Consider the following 21,720-nt stretch of genomic DNA (forward strand, 5'->3'; position numbering starts at 1 on the left):
TTGCCGAGCATTGGAAACCTTATCTTGAGAACCTTCATGTCTGTATGACCGATGCCACCTGTTATGAAAGTCATCTGCGTTTTCCTACTGATACCAAACTCTTATGGGAAGGTATTGTATGGCTTCATCGTCATCTGTGCAAACATTGCCAGACCTTGCACATACAACGTCCCCGTAACAAGTATCTTGATGTACGCCGTGCCTATCTTGCTTATAGCAAACTGCGTAAACGCAGGAAATCACAGACTCGTATGATTACACGAAGGTTACTTCAGTTATTGGAAAATTCAATACTGCCAACAGATAATCCAAATGATCGCCTGTCATAATATAACAGGCATTGTTCATTACATAATTGTTGGCATCATATGCAAAAGCCATTTGGTTTCCGATTATTTTCCATACAATTTTTGGCTTAGAAAAATCCTCCCAATAACTGATGCTATCTTGTGTTTCAAACCACTCGTTACTAGTTTTCTTTCGGGCTTTTATTTTTTTGCCATTAACAATATGAGTTTCTCCTGTTTGTTCTAAACGCTCTATGCCAATTGACAGAAGATAATTTTTCACCGCAGGATAACTTTCTATATCATAATGCCGCGAAGGAAATGTGGCTATAATCCACAAGTCCGCCCATTCATATTCATATCTCTTGATATCCCTGCCACGAAGAATCGGTCGTATAAGTTCAGCCGTCCGAACACGTTCATCTTCTGTTTGACAATTCGCTAGTATCTCATCACGCTTTTCGGTAGAAATGATAAAAGCATCATTGAAACCAGTTTTTATCCCATAGTTGATTTGGATGTTCCAATCCTTCAAGGGTATTCCCACAGACTCAATCTTCTGCTTGATGCTCTGTTCAATGGGAGACAATATCACCCATGGGATAGAATCTGCAAAGTTACACTTCACGCCTTGTTGCTGCACGAAATCGCTCAAATTATTCAAGCCATTCGAATCTTGTACCAAACAAGCTTGTGTGTTAAAAATATTTGCTGCTTTTTGAGATAAAAGAATATTTGCTTCTACCGTTATTGCATCGAATATTTTTATACCTGCAAAATCTACCAACATAATAGGATTGGTCTTGCTTGCGAAATAACCTCGCAAGGCTTCACCATACCCTGCACGCATCCATTTATTAGACGTGATATAGCAAAGAAAACCATTGGGAGTAAGCAGGTTCATACCCAACTCATAGAAGAGGCAGTAAATATCACCAGTGCGTGCATAAGTTATGTAACCCATGCATTCTAATACATCGGCACTCTTACCCATAGATTGTAACTGAATGTAAGGTGGATTGCCAATGATACAGTCAAATCCCAAGAAGTTGCCTTCGGCATCGAGTACTTCTGGAAACTCTATACGCCATTCGAATGCACCAAGATAAATTTTGTTGGAGCGTATTTCCTCAAATATATTTTCTAAAGTCGCAATTTCTTTCTTTAAATCGGCAATGCGCTTGTCCGACGCTTTCTTTTCCTTTTTTGTCGGTTCAAACAGTTGAGGCGCTTGTAAGTTTGCCAACTCAGAGCGGCGTTTGTTCAATCTAACCAATCGTGCATCCCGGCGGTTGATCTCTGTTTTCAGTTTCGACTTGATTTCTGTTATAAACGTTTCCAAATCCTGCTTTTCGCTTTTACTTTGGGCATTTTTATATTTAGCTACAGCCTCCTTATATTGGCTGATGCTGATACTAGACTCTCGCAGTACGGTCTGAATACTGTCTGTCAAAGCGAATCGGTGAAGCAAAGAATTTCCACATTTGATGTTAATGTCGATATTTGGTAAGGTTTCTAAATAAGTGTAATTACTTTCAGCCGTATAGTAAGCATTCTTCAACAATTCAATCCACAGTCGTAGGCGGCAAATCTTCACAGAGTTGGGGTTAATATCAACGCCAAATAAACAGTTCTCAATGATTTGACGCTTCTCCTTGAAAAGAGTTTCCTGCATGCGGCGACTTTCCGCATTGAGTGGGTTGTAAGCAAATAAATTACCTTCGGTATCGGTAACAATCAGCTCGTCATTTTCAATGGCAAGTTGATAGTCCGCTTTGCGGATACGCTTACCGGTAGCATCTACCAAAATACCTAATTCGTATTTCAAGAGTATCAGTTCATTGAGAGCAGACACAAGAAAGTGACCCGAACCAACAGCTGGATCACACAGTCGCAAACTGTTAATTAGTTCATTAGCTTCGACTATATTGTCAATATGGTTGTATAGTTCTATACGGGTGGTACAATTCCAGCCATAATAACCATTAAACTTTTGCAACACGGTCTTGGTGATTGCTTCACGGCACATGAACATAGTGATAAAGCCTGGAGTGAATACTGAACCATCCTTGTGACCATTTATTTTCTCGAATATAAGCCCTAAAACAGAAGCATTGATGAGTGTTTTAGCCTCTTCTTGCACTTCTTCACTGCCTTCGCTCGCAAAGTTATAAGCGTCGAGAAAAGCAAACAAATATTGCAGGGTGGGTAATGCGTTGACTTGTAGATTGCGTTTTTTATTTCGTAATACGCTACTCGCCAAGACAGGAAGTACCGTACGTTGTGAAAGGCTGTTTATCTTAATTGTTTTACTTTCCAAATCTGTCACCTCGAAAAGAGAACTGTTAAGATAGGGAACGTAAGCAAAATCACGCATAATGGAGTGTGTGCGGCTGCCCATGTCACGTGCAAGCACTTGGAAAAAGAGTGTGTTGAGATCATCATAGTCATGAATCTTAGTTATTGAAAGAAATTTATAGATTGCATCTCCATTGTGGTATTTCAACATCTGAGCCTCCAACAGTTTCAAGAAAAGGATACGATTCATCCAAGTAATACACAATTCCATTGCAACATTGAATAACCGTTCCTCATAATCATTCCCATACAAACGACCATTTATGTGACGCAAACAATCTTCTGCATCCAGTTGGTTAATAGTATTCTCTAGTAATGAAGCCTCGTCACGCCGTTCCACAGCTTTGCGTACAATCACGGTTTTATTATTCTCTTTGCGTTCCTCAATACCAATAATGTGTAGCAGCTCAGTGTAGAATCCACGGTTGAGCGAATTGCTGTCATTTTGGAACGATAGCTTCAAAAGATGTGTATCGCTGAATATCTTATAAAGTTCGATAAGTTTGCGTGAAGCGCTACTGTCTGTTCTATCAAGCAGGTGTTGATAGTCTTGTAAGTTGAAGTAAGTGTATTCAAGGCTATCTTTCACCTCCTCAATATAGGTTGTTGCAATTTCAGTATAGAAGAAATCGGTTTTGTTACTGGTTTTGCGTCCATCCACAAAGTCTTGAAACTCACGACGTAATTGTTTGTTCTGATAGAATTTGCGTTCAAACTCATGGGCATCAAAAATAAAGAATTCATGAATATTAGTAGCGATGAGATATTTAATATCATTGTTCTTCTTATTGACACGTTCTTTAAGATAGTATAGCAATAATTCCTGCAAAGCCTTACGATTAAGATTGTCATTAGAAATCATCTCACCTTTGTTGGTGGTACTCTTTACTTCAATCAATAACCCTATATTGGACTTGATAGTTTTATCCAATCGGATAGCCAAATCAATATCTTCTTCGGGAGCCATGTAGTATGGCTTGTAGAACGTTTCACTCAGAAAATTACGTAAATGTTCTTTTTGCGTGTGTTCTCTTTGCCCATCCACAATATTGTCTCTCAATGTGCGAAGGGCATTTTTGAATAAGTCAAAATCTGTTGTTTCAATCGCAACCTGTCTATATGCTTTGTTCAAAACTTGATTCGGTTTGAGTAGTCCCATAATGTTTGGTAAATGAGTTAATAAAATACAAAGGTAGTCTAAAAACTTGATAATAAAGAATGAACGTATTGGTTTAACGAAAGTTTGTTCTACTGCCAGCCATTATCAACAAACAATAGCAGCAGTAGATTTGACATGATTCTACTTATTATATTGTAATAGCCAGCCAAAGTAATCTTTTCACATCCGGATCTATCACAGGTTGGATAAGTTGTTAACCTGAAGGTAACCGACCTGATGGTATAGGAACAGGAAGAAGTCTGTAATCATGGCATTTACCCGGATAGAGAAGCCACATTTTTTATTGCCGGACTTCCGGCATTGCCTCATCCATGTGTGAAAAGGAGTTTTTTCTTTCACCACAACGTTCCTTTCACATACCCAAAGGGGGTAGTGGATCCAGACCTGCTTCGGCTTTCTTTTTCCTTCCCATATGACAAAAACCGACTATCCATGACTATTCCTGCCAGTGTGCCGGTCGTGCTTGCCTCTCATGGTTTCTTCCCTTATACTCGCACTGATATTTAAACGAGTTGAAAATATGGAAATATGCTACATCGAGGCCGGTGTCCTTGAGAGGATGCTGGCGCGCGCCGAGAACCTGTCCGCACGTGTGGACAGATTGTATGAGAGAAACCGCTGTAAGGAACCCGGAGAGTGACTGGACGGCCAGGATGTCTGCCTGCGCCTTGACATCTCGCCGCGTACCCTGCAGACTCTCCGCGATACCGGACGGCTGGCGTTCACCCGCCTCCAGCGCAAGTTCTATTACAAGCCCGGGGATGTGGAGAAGTTGATGGTCTACGTCGGCATCAGACGCAAGGAGAAGGAGGTGAGAGAAAGAAGGAAGAACGGAAACCTTTAAAGAGCGGAAGAGATGGAAGGCATTATCGACAAGGAGAACGAACGTGTCCGCAGGTTCTTTGCCCTGCTGGACGACATGGAGAAAAAAGTGGAACGTCTTGCCCGTGACAACCGTCCTCCCTTCAACGGGGAACGGTTCCTGACCGACAGGGAGCTTTCCGGGATGTTGAAGATCAGCCGCAGGTGCCTGCAGGATTACAGGGACCAAGGACGGATTCCCTATATCCAGCTTGGCGGGAAGATCCTGTACAGGCAGTCGGACATCGAGAGGCTGCTGGAGGAGAACTATCACCCTGCATTGGTATAATATCGTATTTAAGTTTAAGGATTGTCGCCGGAATTGCATTTACGATTCCGGCGGCAGTTTTTATTTAGCCTGCGGCTTCCTTGCCGGCCGCGGGCTTTCTTCTTTCCATCAGCCGGTTCATGTCCGAGGATATCTTCCGGTCGGTGACCTGGGCGTAGACCTGCGTGCTGTCGATGTTCGTGTGGCCCATCATCCTGGCGATGCTCTCTATCGGAATACCTGCGGTCAGTGTCAGGGTCCCGAACGAATGCCGGGCCATGTGGTAGGACAGGTTCTCTTTCATGCCTAATGCCACGCCCATTCCATGTACCTCATACCAGAGGACGTCGCGGACCGGCAGCGGGAATACCGGCCTGTCGTCATCCGTGGTGTTGTAAAGCTCCAGTATCTGTCCGGCTATGGGATGCAGCGGGATGAACGCCTCCACGTCCGTTTTGGCGCGGCGGATGCGGATATACCTTCTTCCTTCCGAAGTCGTTCCGATGTGACGGGGATGGAGAGCCCTCGTATCCGCGTAGGCCAGACCGGTCAGCGAGGAGAAGATGAACGTCCTGCGTGCCAGCTCCATCATCGGGTCGGGCAGCGGGGTTTCCATCATCCGCTTCAGTTCACTGCGGCTGATATGCCTTAGTTTAGGTGTTTCTTTCCTCTCGTATGCCACGTCCTCTATCGGATTGGCTCTTAGTATTTCCCGGTCCACGGCGATGTAGATGAGCCGGTTGAGCCAGCACAGGCAGTGGTTCACGTGTCCGTTCCTGTGTCCCAGCTCCTTCTTGAGAAAGACCTTGAACGATTCGGCGAACTCCTCGGTGATGTCCGAAAAGGCGATGTCCTTCATCCCGCGGGATTCGATGAACTGCCTGAGGTTGAGCTGGGTGGTCTTCGACTGGCGGTAGGTGGAAGTGGAGTTGATCTCCTTGGAGCGGACCCTGAGCCGTTCGCGTTCCACCTCTCCGGCCTGCAGGAGGTATTCCGGTACGGAATTGGCGCCTGACACGGTGGTCTTGAGCAGTTCGGCCGTGACCACTCCCTGGTTCCTCAGCAGGTTCCCGTACGCCTCTTCCAACCGGCTGCGGAAGGCGGCAAGGCGGTTGTTCTCCCTGGCTGTTTTGATTTCACACTTCTTGCTGTCCCAGTCCCCGGGTTTGCAATAGACGCCTGTCGTGACTGCCGATTTCTTTCCGTCGATGCTGATCCGGCAGAGGACGGCGGTCGTGCCGTCCGATTTCACCTTGTTACGGTTGATGTAGAATAAGAGCTTGAATGTACTGCGCATGATAATGATTGTTTAGGGATTAAAGGATAAGTTTCAAATCGCGGGTTGCCTCGACGAACCTGTCCATGTCCTCGAACAGCTTCTTCGGGGTTACGCGCGCGTATATCTGGGTGGTCTTTATGTTGGAGTGTCCCAGCATTTTGCAGATGGTCTCTATCGGCACTCCCTCCTCGAGCGTGACCAGCGAGGCGAAAGAATGCCGTCCCATGTGGTAGACAAGGTCCTGGCTCAGCCCTGCCATCAGGCGCAGGGATTTCATATTGGCCCTGAGCGTGTGGTAGTCCTGCGGCGGGAAAAGAGTCTCGCGGGTATCGTCCCGGTATTTCTCAATCAACGCGACGGCTTCCGGAAGCAGCTTGACACGTCCGAGGTAGTCGGTTTTCTTTCGCTGGTATTTCAGCCAGAGGCTGCCCTCGTCATCCCGGAAGAGGTTCTTCCGGGTGATGCTTACCGCATCGGCATAGGCGGTGCCGGTGTAACAGGCGAAGAGGAAGAGGTCCCGGGTGATGACATGTGACCTGCGTTTTTCCGGTATCTCCAGATCACGCAGCTTCTCGAAATTCTCACGGCTGATTGCTTTCGGTGTTGTCTCCTTCTGCTTGGGCAGCTTGAAGTGGCAGAAATGGTATTTCTCCGAGTGGCCCTCCTTGTAGGCGATGCGGCAGATCTTTTTCAAGATGGCCAGGTAGCCGCGAAGCGTGTCCACGGCATATCCCTTTTCCAGAAGGATGAAATCCTGATAGTCGCGGATGAACTGCTCGTTGAGCTGCCCGAAGACAAGGTCCGGAACCTTGAATTTCGCCTTGATGAATTCGGAAAGCGTGCGGTAGGTGAAGAGGTAGGTCGAGAGTGTGGTGGGCGCACGGTCCACACCGACACGGGCCTTCATTTCCCCGTTATGCCGGTCGAGAAGTTTGAGCAGGGTCATCTGCATGCCCGCATTGCCCTGGAACATGTCCCTGACCGCGGCGGCATCGAAATCCCTTTTTCTTTCCATGAGGGAATTGAAGGCCGAGTGTACGGCAAGCAGCAGTCTTTCTATTTTTTCATTGGTCTCCACCGCTTCCCGGCTCTTGCCGTTCAGCCGGCTCTCACGCGCGTTCCACAGCCCGGGGGTGCAGGAGAGCTTGCAGCTGAACTGCGCCATCGTGCGGTTGAGGGTGCTCCGTCCCATGATCGGGGCTTTGCCGGTCTTGTCCGGCTCGCTCTTTTTCAGGTAGAGCAGCACCTTGAATTTTTCCACTTTCATAACGCTCTTTTTTAGGTTGTAAAAATACTCCTTTGAAAAGCGTCCTTTGGCATGCAAAACATTGAGAAACAGTGAATACAAATCCGCTTTGTTCTTATCGGTAAAAATTCGGTTACCTGCCGTCGTTTCCGAAACAGGCGGCTAACAGTCTGGTAACTGAAACGTCGCAATATTTTGTTTTCTTTTGCAGGTCTGTCTGTTCTGCAATTCTCGCAAAATGCTTAATTATAAACGTTTTACGTTTAATTATCGTCATTCTGTTTTTTATTGCATTTCTAAATATTACTTACTGTACTCGGCATACTTGGGCTACAATGGCATATTATTGCGAGATACATCCAGGCATTATTTCAGAGGCGATGGGACATTCATCCATTATCGTCACAGAGACTTATCTAAAACCTTTTAAGAATAAGAAAATAGATGAAGCGAATGTGACGATTCTATCTTCGCTGAAAAGGAGCTATGTTTGTGGCAAGTAGCTGATTGATAGTGCTGTTACTTTGTAGGTAACGGGAAGAAAAGACGCTGCAAATATGAGCATATTTCTTAAAACATCCAAACAAAATCGTACATTTTTTCTAATAAACTATTCAAAATAGGAATAAACACAGAAGAACACGTGGATTCTTTGTCTTAGAGCTTTGTTAACGTCTAAATTTTGCAATAGATTTCCCGCCCCTCTACTTTTTCTCATAAGCAGGGGTAAGAAGATTCGTCATATATCGTATTATTTTCTAGTATAGACTACTCTAAAAGAGCAGGCACAAGGGTTTTCCCGTTACCTACAAAGTAACGGGAAGAGGGGGAGTGAAGCGAAATAAATCATGAATTAGTACAAACAAATTTTTTATTTATTAATTATATAACATTTAATTTACTTTTATGAGAAAATGGACGTATTTAGTCGCAACCTTGCTCATGGCAGGTACGACGGCGACATTCACGGGATGTATTGATACCGATGAACCGGAAGGCATTGCAGAACTTAGGGGAGCAAAGTCTGATTTTATCAAAGCTCAAGCTGCAGTTGAGCTTGTAGAGGCTGAATTGAGAAAAGCACAGGTTGCAGAGCAAGAGTTAGTTAATGCAGGTTTGGCACTTCAGAATAAATCTGCAGAAATTGATTTGCAGTTGCATGAACTGGATATTCAGTTGAAGCAACTCCTGATTGAAAAGGAAGAAGCTGCTACTGCACAAGCAAAAGCAGAAGCGGAAGCTGCCATTGCAAAAGCGGAAGCTGACAAAACTAAGTGGGAAAATGAAAAGGCATTGATTGTTGAGCAGTATAAGGAAAAAATGCTTCTTGCCGAAACTGCCACTGCTAAAGCACAGGAAGCTTACAAGCAAGCTATGGAACAGATTGAAGCTTCCAAGTTGTTGCTGACAGATGAAGAACAATTACGTTTAAATGTTGTAGAGGCAAAAGTTGCTTATGCTAAGATAGCTATGGATAAGGCTATGTATGGATATTCAACGACAGAAGTTGAGACTGAACAAAGACTTGTATCTAAATCAACAAGTTCACAGACAAGTGTTGGCGAAGGAGCTGGAACAACAACTACTACTGGTACTGATGAAAAGTATATTACATATTATGTAATTACACAAAATCCGGATAATGCAAATAACGGATATGCAGAAGGCAGCTTGAAGAAACTTCAGGAACAGTTGGCGGACTATCCTAATTGGGTAGCTGATGGAAACATCGAGGCTAAATTGAAGAATGCTGTGGAAATCGCTGAATCCAATTTGAATATAGCACAAAAAACAGCTGATGGATATAAGGCTATTTTGGATAATGAATATACTACATTAGCTGATTGGGAAACAGAGGTTAAAAAGCTGAAGGATGAAATGGCAACATTGGATGTTCAGAAACGACAATATGAACTTAAAAAAGAAGAATTAAAAGTTGCTAATCCTAACTTAGAAAAGAACAAAACTACTGCAGAGAAAAAATTAGCCGATGCTACGGGTGCTCTTGATAAAGTTAATACTACTACTAATGTAGCTTCTGCTTATTCTAAGAAAGCAGATCAGAGCATTCTTAAAGGCTTGAATGATGCTTTTGATGGTATTTCTGGTGGAGTAGCTGGCTATAATAAATCAACAGGTGAATTCAGCTATGCAAAAACTGTACTAGTTACTAAGGCGCAAGAACAGATTGATGGCTGGAATAAACTTATTGATGCAGCTACTCAAGGGATTGATTTAGAAGATCTTGCATGGTCTAAACTTGAAGTCGTGAAAGCAGATGCTGAAGCAACAAAAGCGAATGAAACTTACGATGCTGACTATAAGGCATGGGAGAAAGCTCGCGATAAATATATTGAAGTTGAAGCTATTGATATAAATGCTTCAAAAAAAGCTGTCGAAACTGCAATAGCTGCTTATAATAAACTGGGCGATGCTGCTAGAACACAGGATGCTAATATCAGTAAATTAGCTACTGCCTTGGCTGAATACTATCAGGATGCTTTGGATAAAGAGCTTAAAAGTACAAAAGCAGAAGCAACAGAGGCTTCTACCAATACTAAAAAAGCAATTTCTGCTTGGATAATAGCCAATCCTTTGGCAAACTTCAAGTCAATTGTAGGGTTAGAATTAAATTTAATAGAATGGACAGCCGGTGCTGTGACAAAAGCTAATAAAATAGAACAAGCTGATGCAAACAAGCTTCTTGAACTTGGAGCATCTGCTGGTGATGTTCCATATGACTCATGGAAAAAAGCTTCAACAAAAGTGTTTGGTGATAACTTTAATCGTGGTAATGAACCTAGAAGGGTTGCTGTGTCAGCTGATATGGTTCTTAAGGAAGTTGATGGCAATAGACTGGCAACAGAATTGCAAAATGGTGACTATGGAACTCTTGGTATCTCTATTTATGCTACGGCAGAAGCTGCACGTCTGACGGCTGTGATAAACCAGGCTGATACCTATAAAGCTTTGAAAGCAGAGTTTACTGCTCAAAAAGCTAAAGAACAAACTACGCTGGATAAGAAAAAAACAGAATTGGCTGCAAATGTAACGAAAGCAGAGACTGCTTTGGCTGATGCTAAAACTGCTTATGATAAAGTATTTAAGGAAGTAGAGGCAAATATAAAGAAAGTTAGTGAGGATTATGACTATAAAGATGCTATAAAAGATAAGATTGAGTCTACAATTTCTGAATATATTGCTAGCCTTGATGAGTTGGGCGATGATTATAAAGATATGACTTTGGAGGAAATCAAAGAAGCTATTAATGCTGAATATTTAAAAGCTGTTACTGGCCTTCTTGATAAAAAAGCAGCTTTGGCTACTGCTGAAAGAAATTTAGAAAAGTTGGCCGAAGGTACTTATACTGATAATGATTATATCAAGGATACATTTGCAAATATCCAGGAAAAGATCAAAGTAAAACAGGCTGAATATGATGCTGCCAAGGCAGACTATGATGCTGCAAGCGCTCAATTGAAAGCACTTCTTGCTATCTTCTTGAAATAATTCCCTAACTACGTAAAAGTAACAAGATGATAAAAAAACTATGCACATTACTTTTGCTGACCTGTATGACAGCTGCGCCTTCAATGGCGCAGCGTTACAGCAGCAGTGATGATGCGTCGTTTGCCCCGAAGAAAGGACAGTGGCAGGTTTCAGTCCTGCTTGGTAGCGGAAAGTTTTTTAACGAGAACACTTCTTATCTGCTTCCCAAGTTCTCCAATGACGGAGGAGTAGTCGGACTTCCCAATGGAGGGAAGGATAACTCCGGCGATCTGAACCGCTATCTGAACATCGGGAGTCTGAATAATAATAGTCTGGTCAATATAGCCGGAATTGAAGGTAAGTATTTTGTGTCTGACAATTGGGATGTAAATTTCCAGTTCAGCATGAACGTCAGCCTCACTCCTAAGAAAGACTATGTAGAAGGAGACAACAGTGTACCTGACATGATTATCCCTGCGCAAAGTTATATCAATGCGCAGATGACCAACAACTGGTATGTATCTGTCGGTTCCAACTACTATTTCAAGACTCGCAACGAACGTATTCATCCATATCTCGGAGGCGCACTCGGCTTCCAGATGGCACGCATTGAAACGACCGAACCATACACCGGAGACACCTACAAGGATAGTGACGACTCGGAAGAACTTCCGTCACAGGTCTATGTTTCCGGAAGTAAAGCCGGTCAGATGTACGGTTTCAAAGTAGCTGCCGTAGCAGGTATTGAGTATAGCATTGCCAAAGGTTTTGTTTTCGGTTTCGAAATGCACCCTCTGGCTTACCGCTATGACTTGATACAGATTTGCCCGAAAGGATTTGATAAATATAACGCCAGTCACCACAATATCAAAATATTTGAAATGCCTGTAGTGAAACTGGGATTCAGATTCTAAGGATGAATGATTATACAAATGTATGAATGAAAAGAGAAAGCCGTTCTGCTGATAGTGCGGACGGCTTTTCTTTTTTAAAGAAGAATGAAGAGCTTAATGAACAGATATGTGAAACTTTTATCTTTTCTTCCGGGAATATGTCTGATAGTGGCTTGCACCGGGCATCAGATAAAAGGTTACGAGATTAACGGCAGTGCACCTTTGCCCGAATTCGAAGGAAAAATGGTTTATATGAAAGATGTTTCGAGCGGGCAGCCGGTAGATAGTGCAGAAATAATCCACGGAAAGTTTGATTTTTCCGATACGGTGACTATTGTGTCGCCCGTAGTAAAAGTGCTTTCTATTCGTGCCGGCAAATCGGGACTGGAATACCGCCTCCCTGTTGTCATAGAAAATGGTAGTATCCAAGCCTATATTTCCGATGTGGTTTGTACAGGAGGAACAATGCTGAATGAACGAATGCAGGATTTTCTCATGGCTGTTGATGAATATTCTACAGCCTGCGAGAACAAGCAAACGGAACAGATAAAATTCGGATTTGCGGATTTATTGAAAAAATACATAGAAATCAATGATGACAATGCAGTAGGAGAATATATTCGGACTGCCTATCGTTCATCACTTTGATGCAATCAGATTGCTTTTAAGACTATAAACTAAATTTCCCACATAATGATATCCTCTCCAGATATTTCCTCCATATTTTTATAGAAGGGAATGTTGCATAAGAGAGACAGAAATGCGCCCTTGTGAAAGTCCATATTTCTGTATTGTTATGTTTTGAGGACGTTCCCGTATTTCCCATTCCCTTTTTCCCCCGGGAACGTCCTTTTCAATGACCTTTTGTTGTATATCTCATATAACTTACACTGTATGGAAGAATCTAGTGGATCTGTACTATTGGTAACTTTTCATACAAAGATAGTGTTTTTTACAAATACTTTATATCTTTGCAAAACAATGGCATATGCCGGGATTTAACCATACCACTGAAAATATGAAAACAAAAACTTTATTAGGCTTCTTTCTTCTTTCTGTTATGGCTTTTTGTGTATCAGCCTGTCAAGATGATGCAGAGATTATCTTATTTAGTGGTTCCGAACTGGTTGACGAAACAGGAACTTGTACAAACACTGTTTCTTCTACAGTCTTGTATCTTAACGGATGGGAAGCGGAGAATATCGGGATAGCCAATGGAAAAGGTGGCTACTCTGCACAAAGTTCCGATGAAACAATTGTGACAGCAACAGTCATCGACAACCGATTATGGCTTAGTTCGCATGGTAAAAAAGGGAAAGTAACGGTTACCGTTACTGATAAGGATGGTAATTATGTCACCCTGCCTGTGACTGTTTCTTATGGCGTATTGACATTTATGTGCGTCGACCAACCTGAATTTCAGGTTTCCAGACCCAGTGAAGATATGTTGTCATTGGATTCGGAAAGCGAGTTGCAGGAAAAAGTAAATGTGGCAATGGCTCCTTATTCTTTTATAAATAAAGGAGATATCTGTATTTTGCGGCCGGATGATGTATATCATTTATCTGAAGAAGGAACAGGAGGGAAATTCATTTATAAGACAGAGGATGAGCAAATTCTTGTTGAAGGAACATACCAGATAGAGTGGGCTTCATTGGGTGGAAAACAGAAAAAGGCTTTTGTCTTTACATATATAGATAAAAATAATGTAGAGCAACAACACACGTTTTTTAATTTTAGTCCGTATTTAGGAACTCAAAGTTCTACAAGAGAAAGAGGACCGATTACTACGGCATGGTTGGAGGAGGTATCCGATTCACCTTATCTGGAAGGAGTTTTGCCGGCGGATAGAACAGTTGTATATTGGGTGGATACAGTGATTTCCAGTTTGTCTGCCGAGGCTGTGTGATTGGAAGTAACTGATTAAAAAAGGAAAAGCTCTTTATAAGGGACTGAATGTTTGGGAAGCCCTTGAAGCGAAAATCATTCTTATTGAGATATTAAAGTGCACTCCAAAATTTTTAGATCTAACTTTTGGGGTGCACTTTATTCAAGGTCCTTTCGGATATTCAGGTGAATATATTTTCAGCCGCTTTCTGATTATTTACGTATATCTTATTGCAAAGCCCGGATACGTACTTCTGTGCCTGTCTCATTTTTCAATCCGTCTTTTACTTTATGGATATCTGTTTCTCCGTAATGATAAGGGTACAAAACACGTGGCTTGATGATTTTGGCTGCCCGTATCGCTTGTTCCGGTGTCATGGTATATGGTTGGTTAACCGGCAGAAAAGCGATATCAATATCTTTCACCTGGTTTAGTTCCGGAATATCCTCCGTATCTCCGGCAATATAAATACGAGTTCCTCCTAAAGTCAGAATATATCCGTTGTCACGTCCTTTAGGATGAAATTTATCCCTGCCGGGAGTCGTATTATAGGCGGGTACGGCTTCCAGTTTGATATCTTTGGCGAGTTGAAGCACATCACCGTTCTTCATCTCTTGTCCTCTATTCAGCATTTTCCGGCAATTAGGATTAGCTATAATTTTGGTCTGGTTTGTTTCGATAGCTGCTATTGCTTTGGTATCGAAATGGTCGCCATGTTCATGCGTAATCAGAATGAAATCCGCCTTCGGCTGTTGTATATAGTCGGCATAATCGGAAACAGGATCAATGAATATTTTTTGTCCTGCATAGTCCAGTAATAAGCTGGCATGTTTGAAGAAAGTGATTTTCAAGCTTTTACCATTCTTGGTGGTAAACGAATCCATTTCAAAGTTTGACATCTTTGCTGTCTGATTAATTGGTTTATCAAACGAATGGGAATAAGAAAATCCGTAAGAAAGGCATAATACGAATGCTACTAATAGATTCCTTTTCATATCTCTACAGAATTTGGTTCCCTGCAAAGATAAACATCCGGGAGGATTTATCGGTTCACATTTGAAATGATTTTCTTCGAAATTAATATTCTTTTTGTGTGAAAATAAAAAGGCACGGAAAATCTTTCATTCCCGTTCCTTCTCTTAGTATTTGATACCTTTACGGTATTGTTATGCGTTCAAAGCCTGTTCGATATCAGCAATGATATCATCCGCATTTTCGATACCTACCGATAGGCGGATCAGGTCCGGACGTACACCGGCTTCCATTAGTTGCTCATCCGTCAACTGGCGGTGAGTATGGCTTGCCGGATGGAGCACGCAACTGCGTGCATCGGCTACGTGAGTAACGATAGCGATGAATTCCAGTGAATCCATAAACTTGATAGACACATCACGTCCGCCTTTCAGACCGAAAGAGATAACTCCGCAAGAACCGTTCGGCATATATTTCTGTGCCAGGCTGTAATATTTGTTGTCCGGCAGACCACAATAGTTTACCCAAGCTACTTTCTCATTTTTAGAAAGATATTCGGCCACTTTCTGTGCGTTACGGCAGTGTTGAGGCATACGCAGGTGCAGTGTCTCAAGTCCCAGATTCAATAAGAAAGAGTTTTGCGGGCTTTGGATGCTGCCGAGGTCACGCATCAGTTGCGCGGTTGCTTTGGTGATATAGGCACCTTTGCCAAATGCTTTCGTGTAAGTCAGCCCGTGGTAAGACTCGTCCGGAGTACAAAGTCCCGGGAATTTTTCTGCGTGAGCATCCCAGTCAAAATTACCGCTATCTACGATACAGCCACCTACGCTTGTAGCGTGTCCGTCCATATATTTGGTAGTAGAATGAACTACGATGTCAGCTCCCCATTCAAACGGGCGACAGTTGATAGGAGTAGGGAAGGTGTTGTCAACAATCAAGGGGACCCCGTGACTGTGTGCGATACGTGCGAATTTTTCAATATCCAGCACTTCCAAAGAAGGATTGGAAATTGTTTCGCCAAACAAAGCCTTTGTGTTCGGTTTGAAAGCTGCAGAAATTTCTTCTTCACTGGCATCCGGATTTACGAAAGTCACATCGATGCCTAGTTTCTTCATCGTCACTCCGAACAAGTTGAACGTACCTCCATAAATAGCGGAAGAACAAACGAAGTGATCTCCTGCCTGGCAGATATTAAAAATGGCATAGAAGTTGGCTGCCTGACCGCTGGAAGTCAGCATAGCGGCTACACCACCTTCAAGAGCGGCGATTTTGGCGGCAACGGCGTCATTCGTTGGATTTTGCAGGCGGGTATAAAAGTAACCACTGTCTTCCAAATCGAACAGGCGGGCCATCTGCTCGCTGGTATCGTATTTGAAAGTTGTACTTTGATAGATGGGCAATACGCGTGGTTCGCCTTTTTTAGGCGTCCATCCAGCCTGTACACACAGGGTTTCCGGTTTGAATTGTTTTGCCATAATGTTATCGGTTTTTTATGTTTTATTTCAAAAAATGTTTTAATGCTGCAAAAGTAGGGAAAATAATTGTATTTTTGCCCTGTTTATGAGTGAAATGATAACTCTTGCGAAGGAGATAGTTAATGTAGTTATGAAAAATAAACTCTATATTCTTTTATTCTTAGCTTTTCTTTTTTCGGGCACAACTCTTTGGGCGCAGCAGAAGGCAACTCCGAAGGCGGGTGAGGGCATCTCTTCTTTTCTGTTGAGGCACAACCGTTCTCCGAAGAAGTATTACGACGATTTTATAGAGTTGAATAAGCAGAAGCTGGGAAAGAATAATGTGCTTAAAGTAGGCGTGACTTATGTTATTCCTCCGGTAAAGAAATCGACAACTACTTCTGCCAAGACTACTCCTGTCAAAAATACGGGTGCCAAGAACACAACTTCCGAAAGCGCCGGGACAAAGCAACCATCTTCAAAAGCTAAATCGACAAAAATAGGAACCACCATCAACGAACCTCTGTTTGGAAAGCAACTGGCTAATGTGAAAGTCACTTCCAACCGTCTTGCCGGTGCTTGTTTCTATGTGGTCAGCGGACACGGAGGTCCCGATCCGGGAGCTATTGGAAAAGTGGGTAGATACGAACTGCATGAAGATGAATACGCTTATGATATTGCACTCCGTCTGGCACGTAACCTGATGCAGGAAGGAGCCGAAGTGCATATCATCATTCAAGATGCCAAAGATGGTATTCGTGATGATTCGTATCTGTCGAACAGTAAACGTGAGACTTGTATGGGGGATGCAATTCCTTTAAATCAAGTGCAACGCCTTCAGCAACGTTGTGATAAAATAAACGCCCTTTACCGGAAAGATCGTAAGAATCATTCTTATTGCAGGGCGATTTTTATTCATATCGATAGTCGTAGTAAGGGAAAACAAACGGATGTCTTTTTCTATTATTCGAATAAAAAAGGAGACAGCAAACGACTGGCGAATAATATGAAAGATACGTTTGAGTCAAAATATGATAAGCATCAGCCTAATCGGGGTTTTTCCGGCACAGTGAGCGGGCGCAACTTATATGTGCTTTCCCATACCACTCCCGCTTCCGTTTTTGTGGAGTTGGGCAATATCCAGAATACGTTCGATCAGCGTCGGTTGGTGATAAATTCCAATCGTCAGGCACTCGCAAAATGGCTGATGGAAGGCTTCCTGAAAGATTACAAGGAGAAGAAATAACATTTTTGCTTCTCCTTTCGTGAACAAAATAAAAATCTGAATGTTTTATATATGCAAATCGCCTGATGGCTACTTGTAGGTATGCGAATATATATAGGCTAGTGAATATGCCTCCCCGGCATAACAGGAAGATTGCATAGTAGTTTTGTCGTGTTTTATTTTGTGTTTGTGTTGTGACGGTGCTGCGATGTGAATCGGGGTGCCGTTTTTTTTCGTTTCTCTTGAATTCGTTAAAGAGCACGTTATTTCATTTTCTTATCATATTATTGAATAAAATCTTATCAATCCTGTGAACAAAATCCGGAAGTGTATGTTATTTATTGTGCAAATCGCCTGATAAAGCTTCTTGTGTGTATGCGAATATAGATAAGTCAAGCAAGGTATGCCTCCCCGGCATGACAGGAAGATTGCATAGTAGTTTTGTCGTGTTTTATTTTGTGTTTGTGTTGTGACGGTGCTGCGATGTGAATCGAGGTGCCGTTTTTTTTGTGTATATAAAAAGACTTACTCATAAAAAGAGGGCTTACAAAGATTCTAAAGTATATCGTAGAATCTATGTAAGCCCGTCTTGATGGGAGGGTGCTTTATGCACACCTTATCTAGTTGTTATAAAGGCATATTACCGTGCTTCTTGGGCGGATTTGTCTGCATTTTGTTTTCCGTCATTTCTAGTGCCTGAATCAGACGTTTGCGAGTCTGTCTCGGATAAATGATTTCGTCAATATATCCCAGTTCGGCAGCTTGATACGGAGTAGCAAACTTTTCTTTGTAGGCTTCCAGTTCCTTAGCCTTTGTTGCTTCGTCAGCTTTGCGGAACAGAATGTTGATTGCACCGTCTGCACCCATCACTGCAATTTCTGCGCTGGGATATGCGAAGTTCACATCAGCTCCTGTCTGCTTGGAGTTCATTACGATATAAGCGCCGCCGTAAGCTTTGCGGGTAATAACAGTCAGTTTGGGAACAGTAGCTTCTGCGAACGCATAAACTATTTTTGCGCCGTGACGGATGATACCGTTGTTCTCCTGCGTATATCCCGGAAGGAATCCCGGAACATCTTCGAATGTAATCAACGGAATATTGAAACAGTCGCAAAAACGGATAAAACGACTTGCTTTGTCGCTGGCGTCGATGTCAAGAACGCCGGCAAGATAAGCCGGCTGATTGGCTACGATACCTACCGAACGACCTGCCATGCGGGCAAAGCCGATGATGATATTCTTTGCAAAGTTCGGCATGACTTCGAAGAAATAACCGTTGTCTATCACGCGTTCGATAATGTCTTTCATATCATATGGTACGTTCGGATCTGCCGGAACGATTGTATCCAGAAAAGCGTCTTCGCGGTTGGTTTCGTCGGCGCAAGGTTGTTTCCTGGCTTCATCCATATTATTCTGCGGTAAGAAAGACAACAGTTCACGGATACTCATCAACAGTTCTTCTTCGGAGTTGCACATAAAATGCGTCACACCGCTCTTGCTGCTATGTGTCATTGCGCCACCCAGCTCTTCTTTGCTTACTTCTTCATGAATCACGGTTTTTACTACATCCGGACCAGTCACGAACATGTGACTTTTTTCTTTCACCATAAAGATGAAATCGGTAAGGGCAGGAGAGTAGCAAGCGCCTCCGGCACAAGGACCCAGGATGGCCGAAATCTGTGGAATCACACCGCTGGCCATTGTGTTCTGATAGAAAATATCCGCATAACCGGAAAGGCTTTCGATACCTTCCTGAATACGTGCGCCGCCCGAATCATTCAGAGCGATAATCGGGGCACCGTTCTTCAACGCAAGTTGTTGTACTTTCACAATCTTTTTGGCATTGGAAGCAGACAGTGAGCCGCCATATACGGTAAAGTCATAAGCGTAAACAAATACCTGGCGACCGTCTACCTTTCCGTAACCTGAAACGATGCCGTCTCCCGGAATTTTGTTTTTATCCATGCCATAGTTCGTACAACGGTGAACCATCAATTTATCCAGTTCAACGAAAGTACCTTTGTCGAGCAACATCTCAATACGTTCGCGAGCAGTCATTTTTCCGCTTTCGTGTTGCTTCTCTATTTTATCAACGCCTCCACCAAGAGAAGCGATGCGGTCACGTTCCTCGAACGTGGCGTATGCTTTATTCATTTCTTCCATAATGCAATCCGTTCTTATATTATGCAATCGGTTCTAATGTTATTAACGTCTGGTCGCCGGTTATGTTATCACCTTCCTGAACCAGAATTTCTTTAATGCGGCAGTCTGAAGTCACTTTGTAGTTACTCTGCATCTTCATGGCTTCAATAACGATAGCGGTGTCTCCCGCCTTCATTTCCTGGCCGACTGCAACAGGTATTTTCACTACTTTGCCCGGCATCGGAGAAATGATACAGTCATTCTGTTCTTCTTCCCCTTTCTTGCGCATACGCAGATATTTTGCCTGGCTGTCCACTATTTCTACATTGAAACTGCTATAATGCGTATTCACTTTATAGCTTTTTCCGTTATCACGGCGAATCAGCTGTGCGTTCGAACTGCGTCCGTCCATCAATATGTTGCAAGTACCGTTTTCTGCCATCACTACGTCTGCTTCAAACGTTTTTCCATCAATGGTGAGCACTACCTTGTTATCTTCCTTGCTGACCAGTTCTACTTCGGCCACACGGTTTCCTATATGAATTTCCATAATTGAATTCTCTTTGTTAAAATTTAGATTCTCAACACACCCTTATGCAATCCGAACTCTTTCCACTTGCTGATAGGGCGGTTGTCGGCAGCCATACCGCTGTTGTTCTCTTCGAGATTCATCAAATAGTCTATATAAGCAGCGATCAGGGCAATATTTTCGGAATATTCGCTGGTGCGCGTAATCCGTTGTTGCAGAAACTCGCTGTTCTTGGCGATGAATCCTGTGTCATAATGACCTTCTACAAAATCAGGAGTATCCATGATGGCACGCAGATAACTGATGTTGTTTTTCACTCCGGTCAATTTATATTCGTGGAGAACACGACGCATCCGCTCAATCGCATATTCGCGATTGGTAGCCCATACAATCAGTTTACCGATCATCGGGTCATAGTAGATCGGAATTTCATATCCTTCGTATACATAACTGTCAATACGCACACCGATACTGTTCGGCTCTGTAATCTGTTTGATGATACCCGGACTTGGCATGAAATTCATTTCAGTGTCTTCGGCACAGATACGACATTCGATAGCGTGCCCGCGTTGCTGGATATTCTCTTGTTTCAGTTGAAGCGCTTGTCCGTCGGCAACTTTAATTTGCTCTTTCACCAAATCTACTCCGATCACTTCTTCCGTAATTGGATGTTCCACCTGCAAGCGGGTGTTCATCTCAAGGAAATAATAGTTGCGGTGTTTATCAACAAGGAATTCGATAGTACCCGCACCGATGTAGTTCACAGCTTTAGCCGCCGCTACCGCTTTTTCACCCATGTCTTTTCGCAGTTCGGGAGTGACGAAAACCGAAGGAGTCTCTTCCACGATTTTCTGGTTACGGCGTTGCACGGAACATTCGCGTTCGCACAGATGAATGACGTTTCCATGCTTGTCACCAAGAATCTGGAACTCGATGTGATGAGGCTCTTCAACGAACTTCTCCAGATAAACCGTGTCGTCGCCAAAGGAAGACAATGATTCGCTCTTGGCAGTGGTATATGCTTCTTCCACTTCTTCGGCACTGTGGATGAGGCGCATACCCTTTCCACCACCGCCCATAGAAGCCTTCAGCATCACCGGATAGCCAATTTTATTGCAAAGCTCTACGGCTTCTTCTACGCTTTTCAGGTTGTCTTGTGTGCCGGGAACTACGGGTACTCCCGCCTCAATCATTTTGATACGGGCAGCAATTTTATCTCCCATAGCTTCCATTGTTTCCGGATTGGGTCCGATAAAGATGATTCCTTCTTCCTGACATCGACGGGCGAATGTGGCATTCTCGGACAAGAAGCCGTAACCCGGATGGATGGCGTCTGCATGAGCTGCTTTTGCCACTTCGATGATTTTTTCTATATTCAGATAACTCTCTTTGGATGCTGCCGGCCCTACGCAATAAGCTTCGTCTGCATAAAGCACGTGCTTCGCGGTCCGGTCTGCTTCGGAGAAGATAGCGATACTCGTTATCTCCATTTCCCGGCAGGAACGCATCACCCTTACGGCAATTTCACCGCGATTGGCTACTAAGATTTTTTTTATCATACTTTTTTCAATTAAGTACATACTTATTAATGTCTTCCCGTCTAATGGACATACTCCACCCGACGAAAAACAGTATTTTTTTGATTTGGG

General features: G+C 43.2%; 17 protein-coding genes and 1 pseudogene. 9 read left to right on the forward strand and 9 right to left on the reverse strand.

What is annotated here, in order from left to right; translation table 11 throughout:
• A pseudogene (locus tag BSAG_RS25855) lies at positions 1-284 on the forward strand (DDE transposase); the annotation flags it as partial.
• On the opposite strand, the gene BSAG_RS00530 reads toward BSAG_RS25855, so the two are convergent.
• Both BSAG_RS00530 and BSAG_RS24825 read right to left on the reverse strand, forming a co-directional pair.
• Complete coding sequence (locus BSAG_RS00530; RefSeq protein WP_004311263.1) at positions 256-3,804, reverse strand: Eco57I restriction-modification methylase domain-containing protein; 3,549 nt, start codon at positions 3,802-3,804, stop codon at positions 256-258. The pseudogene BSAG_RS25855 and the gene BSAG_RS00530 sit on opposite strands and share 29 nt — an antisense overlap.
• Positions 3,805-3,999: 195 nt before the next feature.
• Positions 4,000-4,164 (reverse strand): hypothetical protein, encoded by a 165-nt coding sequence (locus tag BSAG_RS24825; protein ID WP_005651720.1) that lies wholly within the window; start codon positions 4,162-4,164, stop codon positions 4,000-4,002.
• 301 nt (positions 4,165-4,465) lie between these two features.
• On the opposite strand from BSAG_RS24825, the gene BSAG_RS24690 reads away from it, so the two are divergent.
• The gene (locus BSAG_RS24690) at positions 4,466-4,669 is read left to right on the forward strand and encodes a helix-turn-helix domain-containing protein (protein ID WP_032849094.1); all 204 of its coding nucleotides are present in this window, start codon (positions 4,466-4,468) and stop codon (positions 4,667-4,669) included.
• A gap of 12 nt (positions 4,670-4,681) precedes the next feature.
• Positions 4,682-4,975: a helix-turn-helix domain-containing protein gene (locus BSAG_RS00525; RefSeq protein ID WP_004311261.1), complete on the forward strand. Its 294-nt coding sequence runs from the start codon at positions 4,682-4,684 to the stop codon at positions 4,973-4,975.
• Between the two features lie 64 nt (positions 4,976-5,039).
• Here the strand turns inward: BSAG_RS00525 and BSAG_RS00520 are convergent, their stop codons facing one another.
• Together BSAG_RS00520 and BSAG_RS00515 are read right to left on the reverse strand one after the other, a co-directional pair.
• Positions 5,040-6,251, reverse strand: coding sequence for a site-specific integrase (locus BSAG_RS00520; protein WP_004311260.1), 1,212 nt, complete (start codon positions 6,249-6,251; stop codon positions 5,040-5,042).
• Positions 6,252-6,270: 19 nt separating this feature from the next.
• A complete protein-coding gene (locus tag BSAG_RS00515; protein ID WP_004316089.1) occupies positions 6,271-7,500 on the reverse strand; it encodes a site-specific integrase in 1,230 nt (409 codons plus the stop codon).
• A 314-nt stretch (positions 7,501-7,814) separates the two neighbouring features.
• Here BSAG_RS00515 and BSAG_RS25860 point away from each other — a divergent pair, with 314 nt between their 5' ends.
• The 5 genes from BSAG_RS25860 to BSAG_RS00495 all read left to right on the forward strand — a co-directional run bounded on the left by BSAG_RS25860 (position 7,815) and on the right by BSAG_RS00495 (position 13,770).
• Positions 7,815-7,982, forward strand: a complete 168-nt coding sequence (locus BSAG_RS25860; RefSeq protein WP_275952353.1) for a hypothetical protein — start codon at positions 7,815-7,817, stop codon at positions 7,980-7,982.
• 403 nt (positions 7,983-8,385) lie between these two features.
• On the forward strand, positions 8,386-10,989 hold the full coding sequence (locus BSAG_RS00510) for a hypothetical protein (RefSeq protein WP_008770775.1): 2,604 nt from the start codon (positions 8,386-8,388) through the stop codon (positions 10,987-10,989).
• Between the two features lie 26 nt (positions 10,990-11,015).
• Positions 11,016-11,882 (forward strand): BT1926 family outer membrane beta-barrel protein, encoded by an 867-nt coding sequence (locus BSAG_RS00505; RefSeq protein WP_008026605.1) that lies wholly within the window; start codon positions 11,016-11,018, stop codon positions 11,880-11,882.
• Positions 11,883-11,966: 84 nt separating this feature from the next.
• Positions 11,967-12,509, forward strand: coding sequence for a DUF4369 domain-containing protein (locus BSAG_RS00500; RefSeq protein WP_008997789.1), 543 nt, complete (start codon positions 11,967-11,969; stop codon positions 12,507-12,509).
• Positions 12,510-12,849: 340 nt separating this feature from the next.
• The gene (locus tag BSAG_RS00495; protein WP_004296824.1) at positions 12,850-13,770 is read left to right on the forward strand and encodes a hypothetical protein; all 921 of its coding nucleotides are present in this window, start codon (positions 12,850-12,852) and stop codon (positions 13,768-13,770) included.
• 206 nt (positions 13,771-13,976) lie between these two features.
• Here the strand turns inward: BSAG_RS00495 and BSAG_RS00490 are convergent, their stop codons facing one another.
• Both BSAG_RS00490 and BSAG_RS00485 read right to left on the reverse strand, forming a co-directional pair.
• Positions 13,977-14,744 (reverse strand): MBL fold metallo-hydrolase, encoded by a 768-nt coding sequence (locus BSAG_RS00490; RefSeq protein WP_008019364.1) that lies wholly within the window; start codon positions 14,742-14,744, stop codon positions 13,977-13,979.
• Positions 14,745-14,915: 171 nt separating this feature from the next.
• Positions 14,916-16,196: an O-acetylhomoserine aminocarboxypropyltransferase/cysteine synthase family protein gene (locus tag BSAG_RS00485; protein WP_004306892.1), complete on the reverse strand. Its 1,281-nt coding sequence runs from the start codon at positions 16,194-16,196 to the stop codon at positions 14,916-14,918.
• A gap of 130 nt (positions 16,197-16,326) precedes the next feature.
• On the opposite strand from BSAG_RS00485, the gene BSAG_RS00480 reads away from it, so the two are divergent.
• A complete protein-coding gene (locus BSAG_RS00480; RefSeq protein ID WP_008770778.1) occupies positions 16,327-17,421 on the forward strand; it encodes an N-acetylmuramoyl-L-alanine amidase in 1,095 nt (364 codons plus the stop codon).
• A gap of 606 nt (positions 17,422-18,027) precedes the next feature.
• On the opposite strand, the gene BSAG_RS00475 is transcribed toward BSAG_RS00480, so the two are convergent.
• Genes BSAG_RS00475 through accC form a run of 3 tightly spaced genes read right to left on the reverse strand, consistent with a single transcriptional unit; the run spans position 18,028 to position 21,630 of the window.
• Complete coding sequence (locus tag BSAG_RS00475; RefSeq protein ID WP_004316078.1) at positions 18,028-19,563, reverse strand: acyl-CoA carboxylase subunit beta; 1,536 nt, start codon at positions 19,561-19,563, stop codon at positions 18,028-18,030.
• A gap of 19 nt (positions 19,564-19,582) precedes the next feature.
• The gene (locus BSAG_RS00470) at positions 19,583-20,092 is read right to left on the reverse strand and encodes an acetyl-CoA carboxylase biotin carboxyl carrier protein subunit (RefSeq protein ID WP_004316076.1); all 510 of its coding nucleotides are present in this window, start codon (positions 20,090-20,092) and stop codon (positions 19,583-19,585) included.
• A 23-nt stretch (positions 20,093-20,115) separates the two neighbouring features.
• Positions 20,116-21,630 (reverse strand): acetyl-CoA carboxylase biotin carboxylase subunit, encoded by a 1,515-nt coding sequence (gene accC / locus BSAG_RS00465; RefSeq protein ID WP_004316074.1) that lies wholly within the window; start codon positions 21,628-21,630, stop codon positions 20,116-20,118.
• Between the last annotated feature and the right edge of the window lie 90 nt (positions 21,631-21,720).

Origin of the sequence: Bacteroides sp. D1, assembly GCF_000157095.2 — a bacterium.
Taxonomy (GTDB): domain Bacteria; phylum Bacteroidota; class Bacteroidia; order Bacteroidales; family Bacteroidaceae; genus Bacteroides; species Bacteroides xylanisolvens.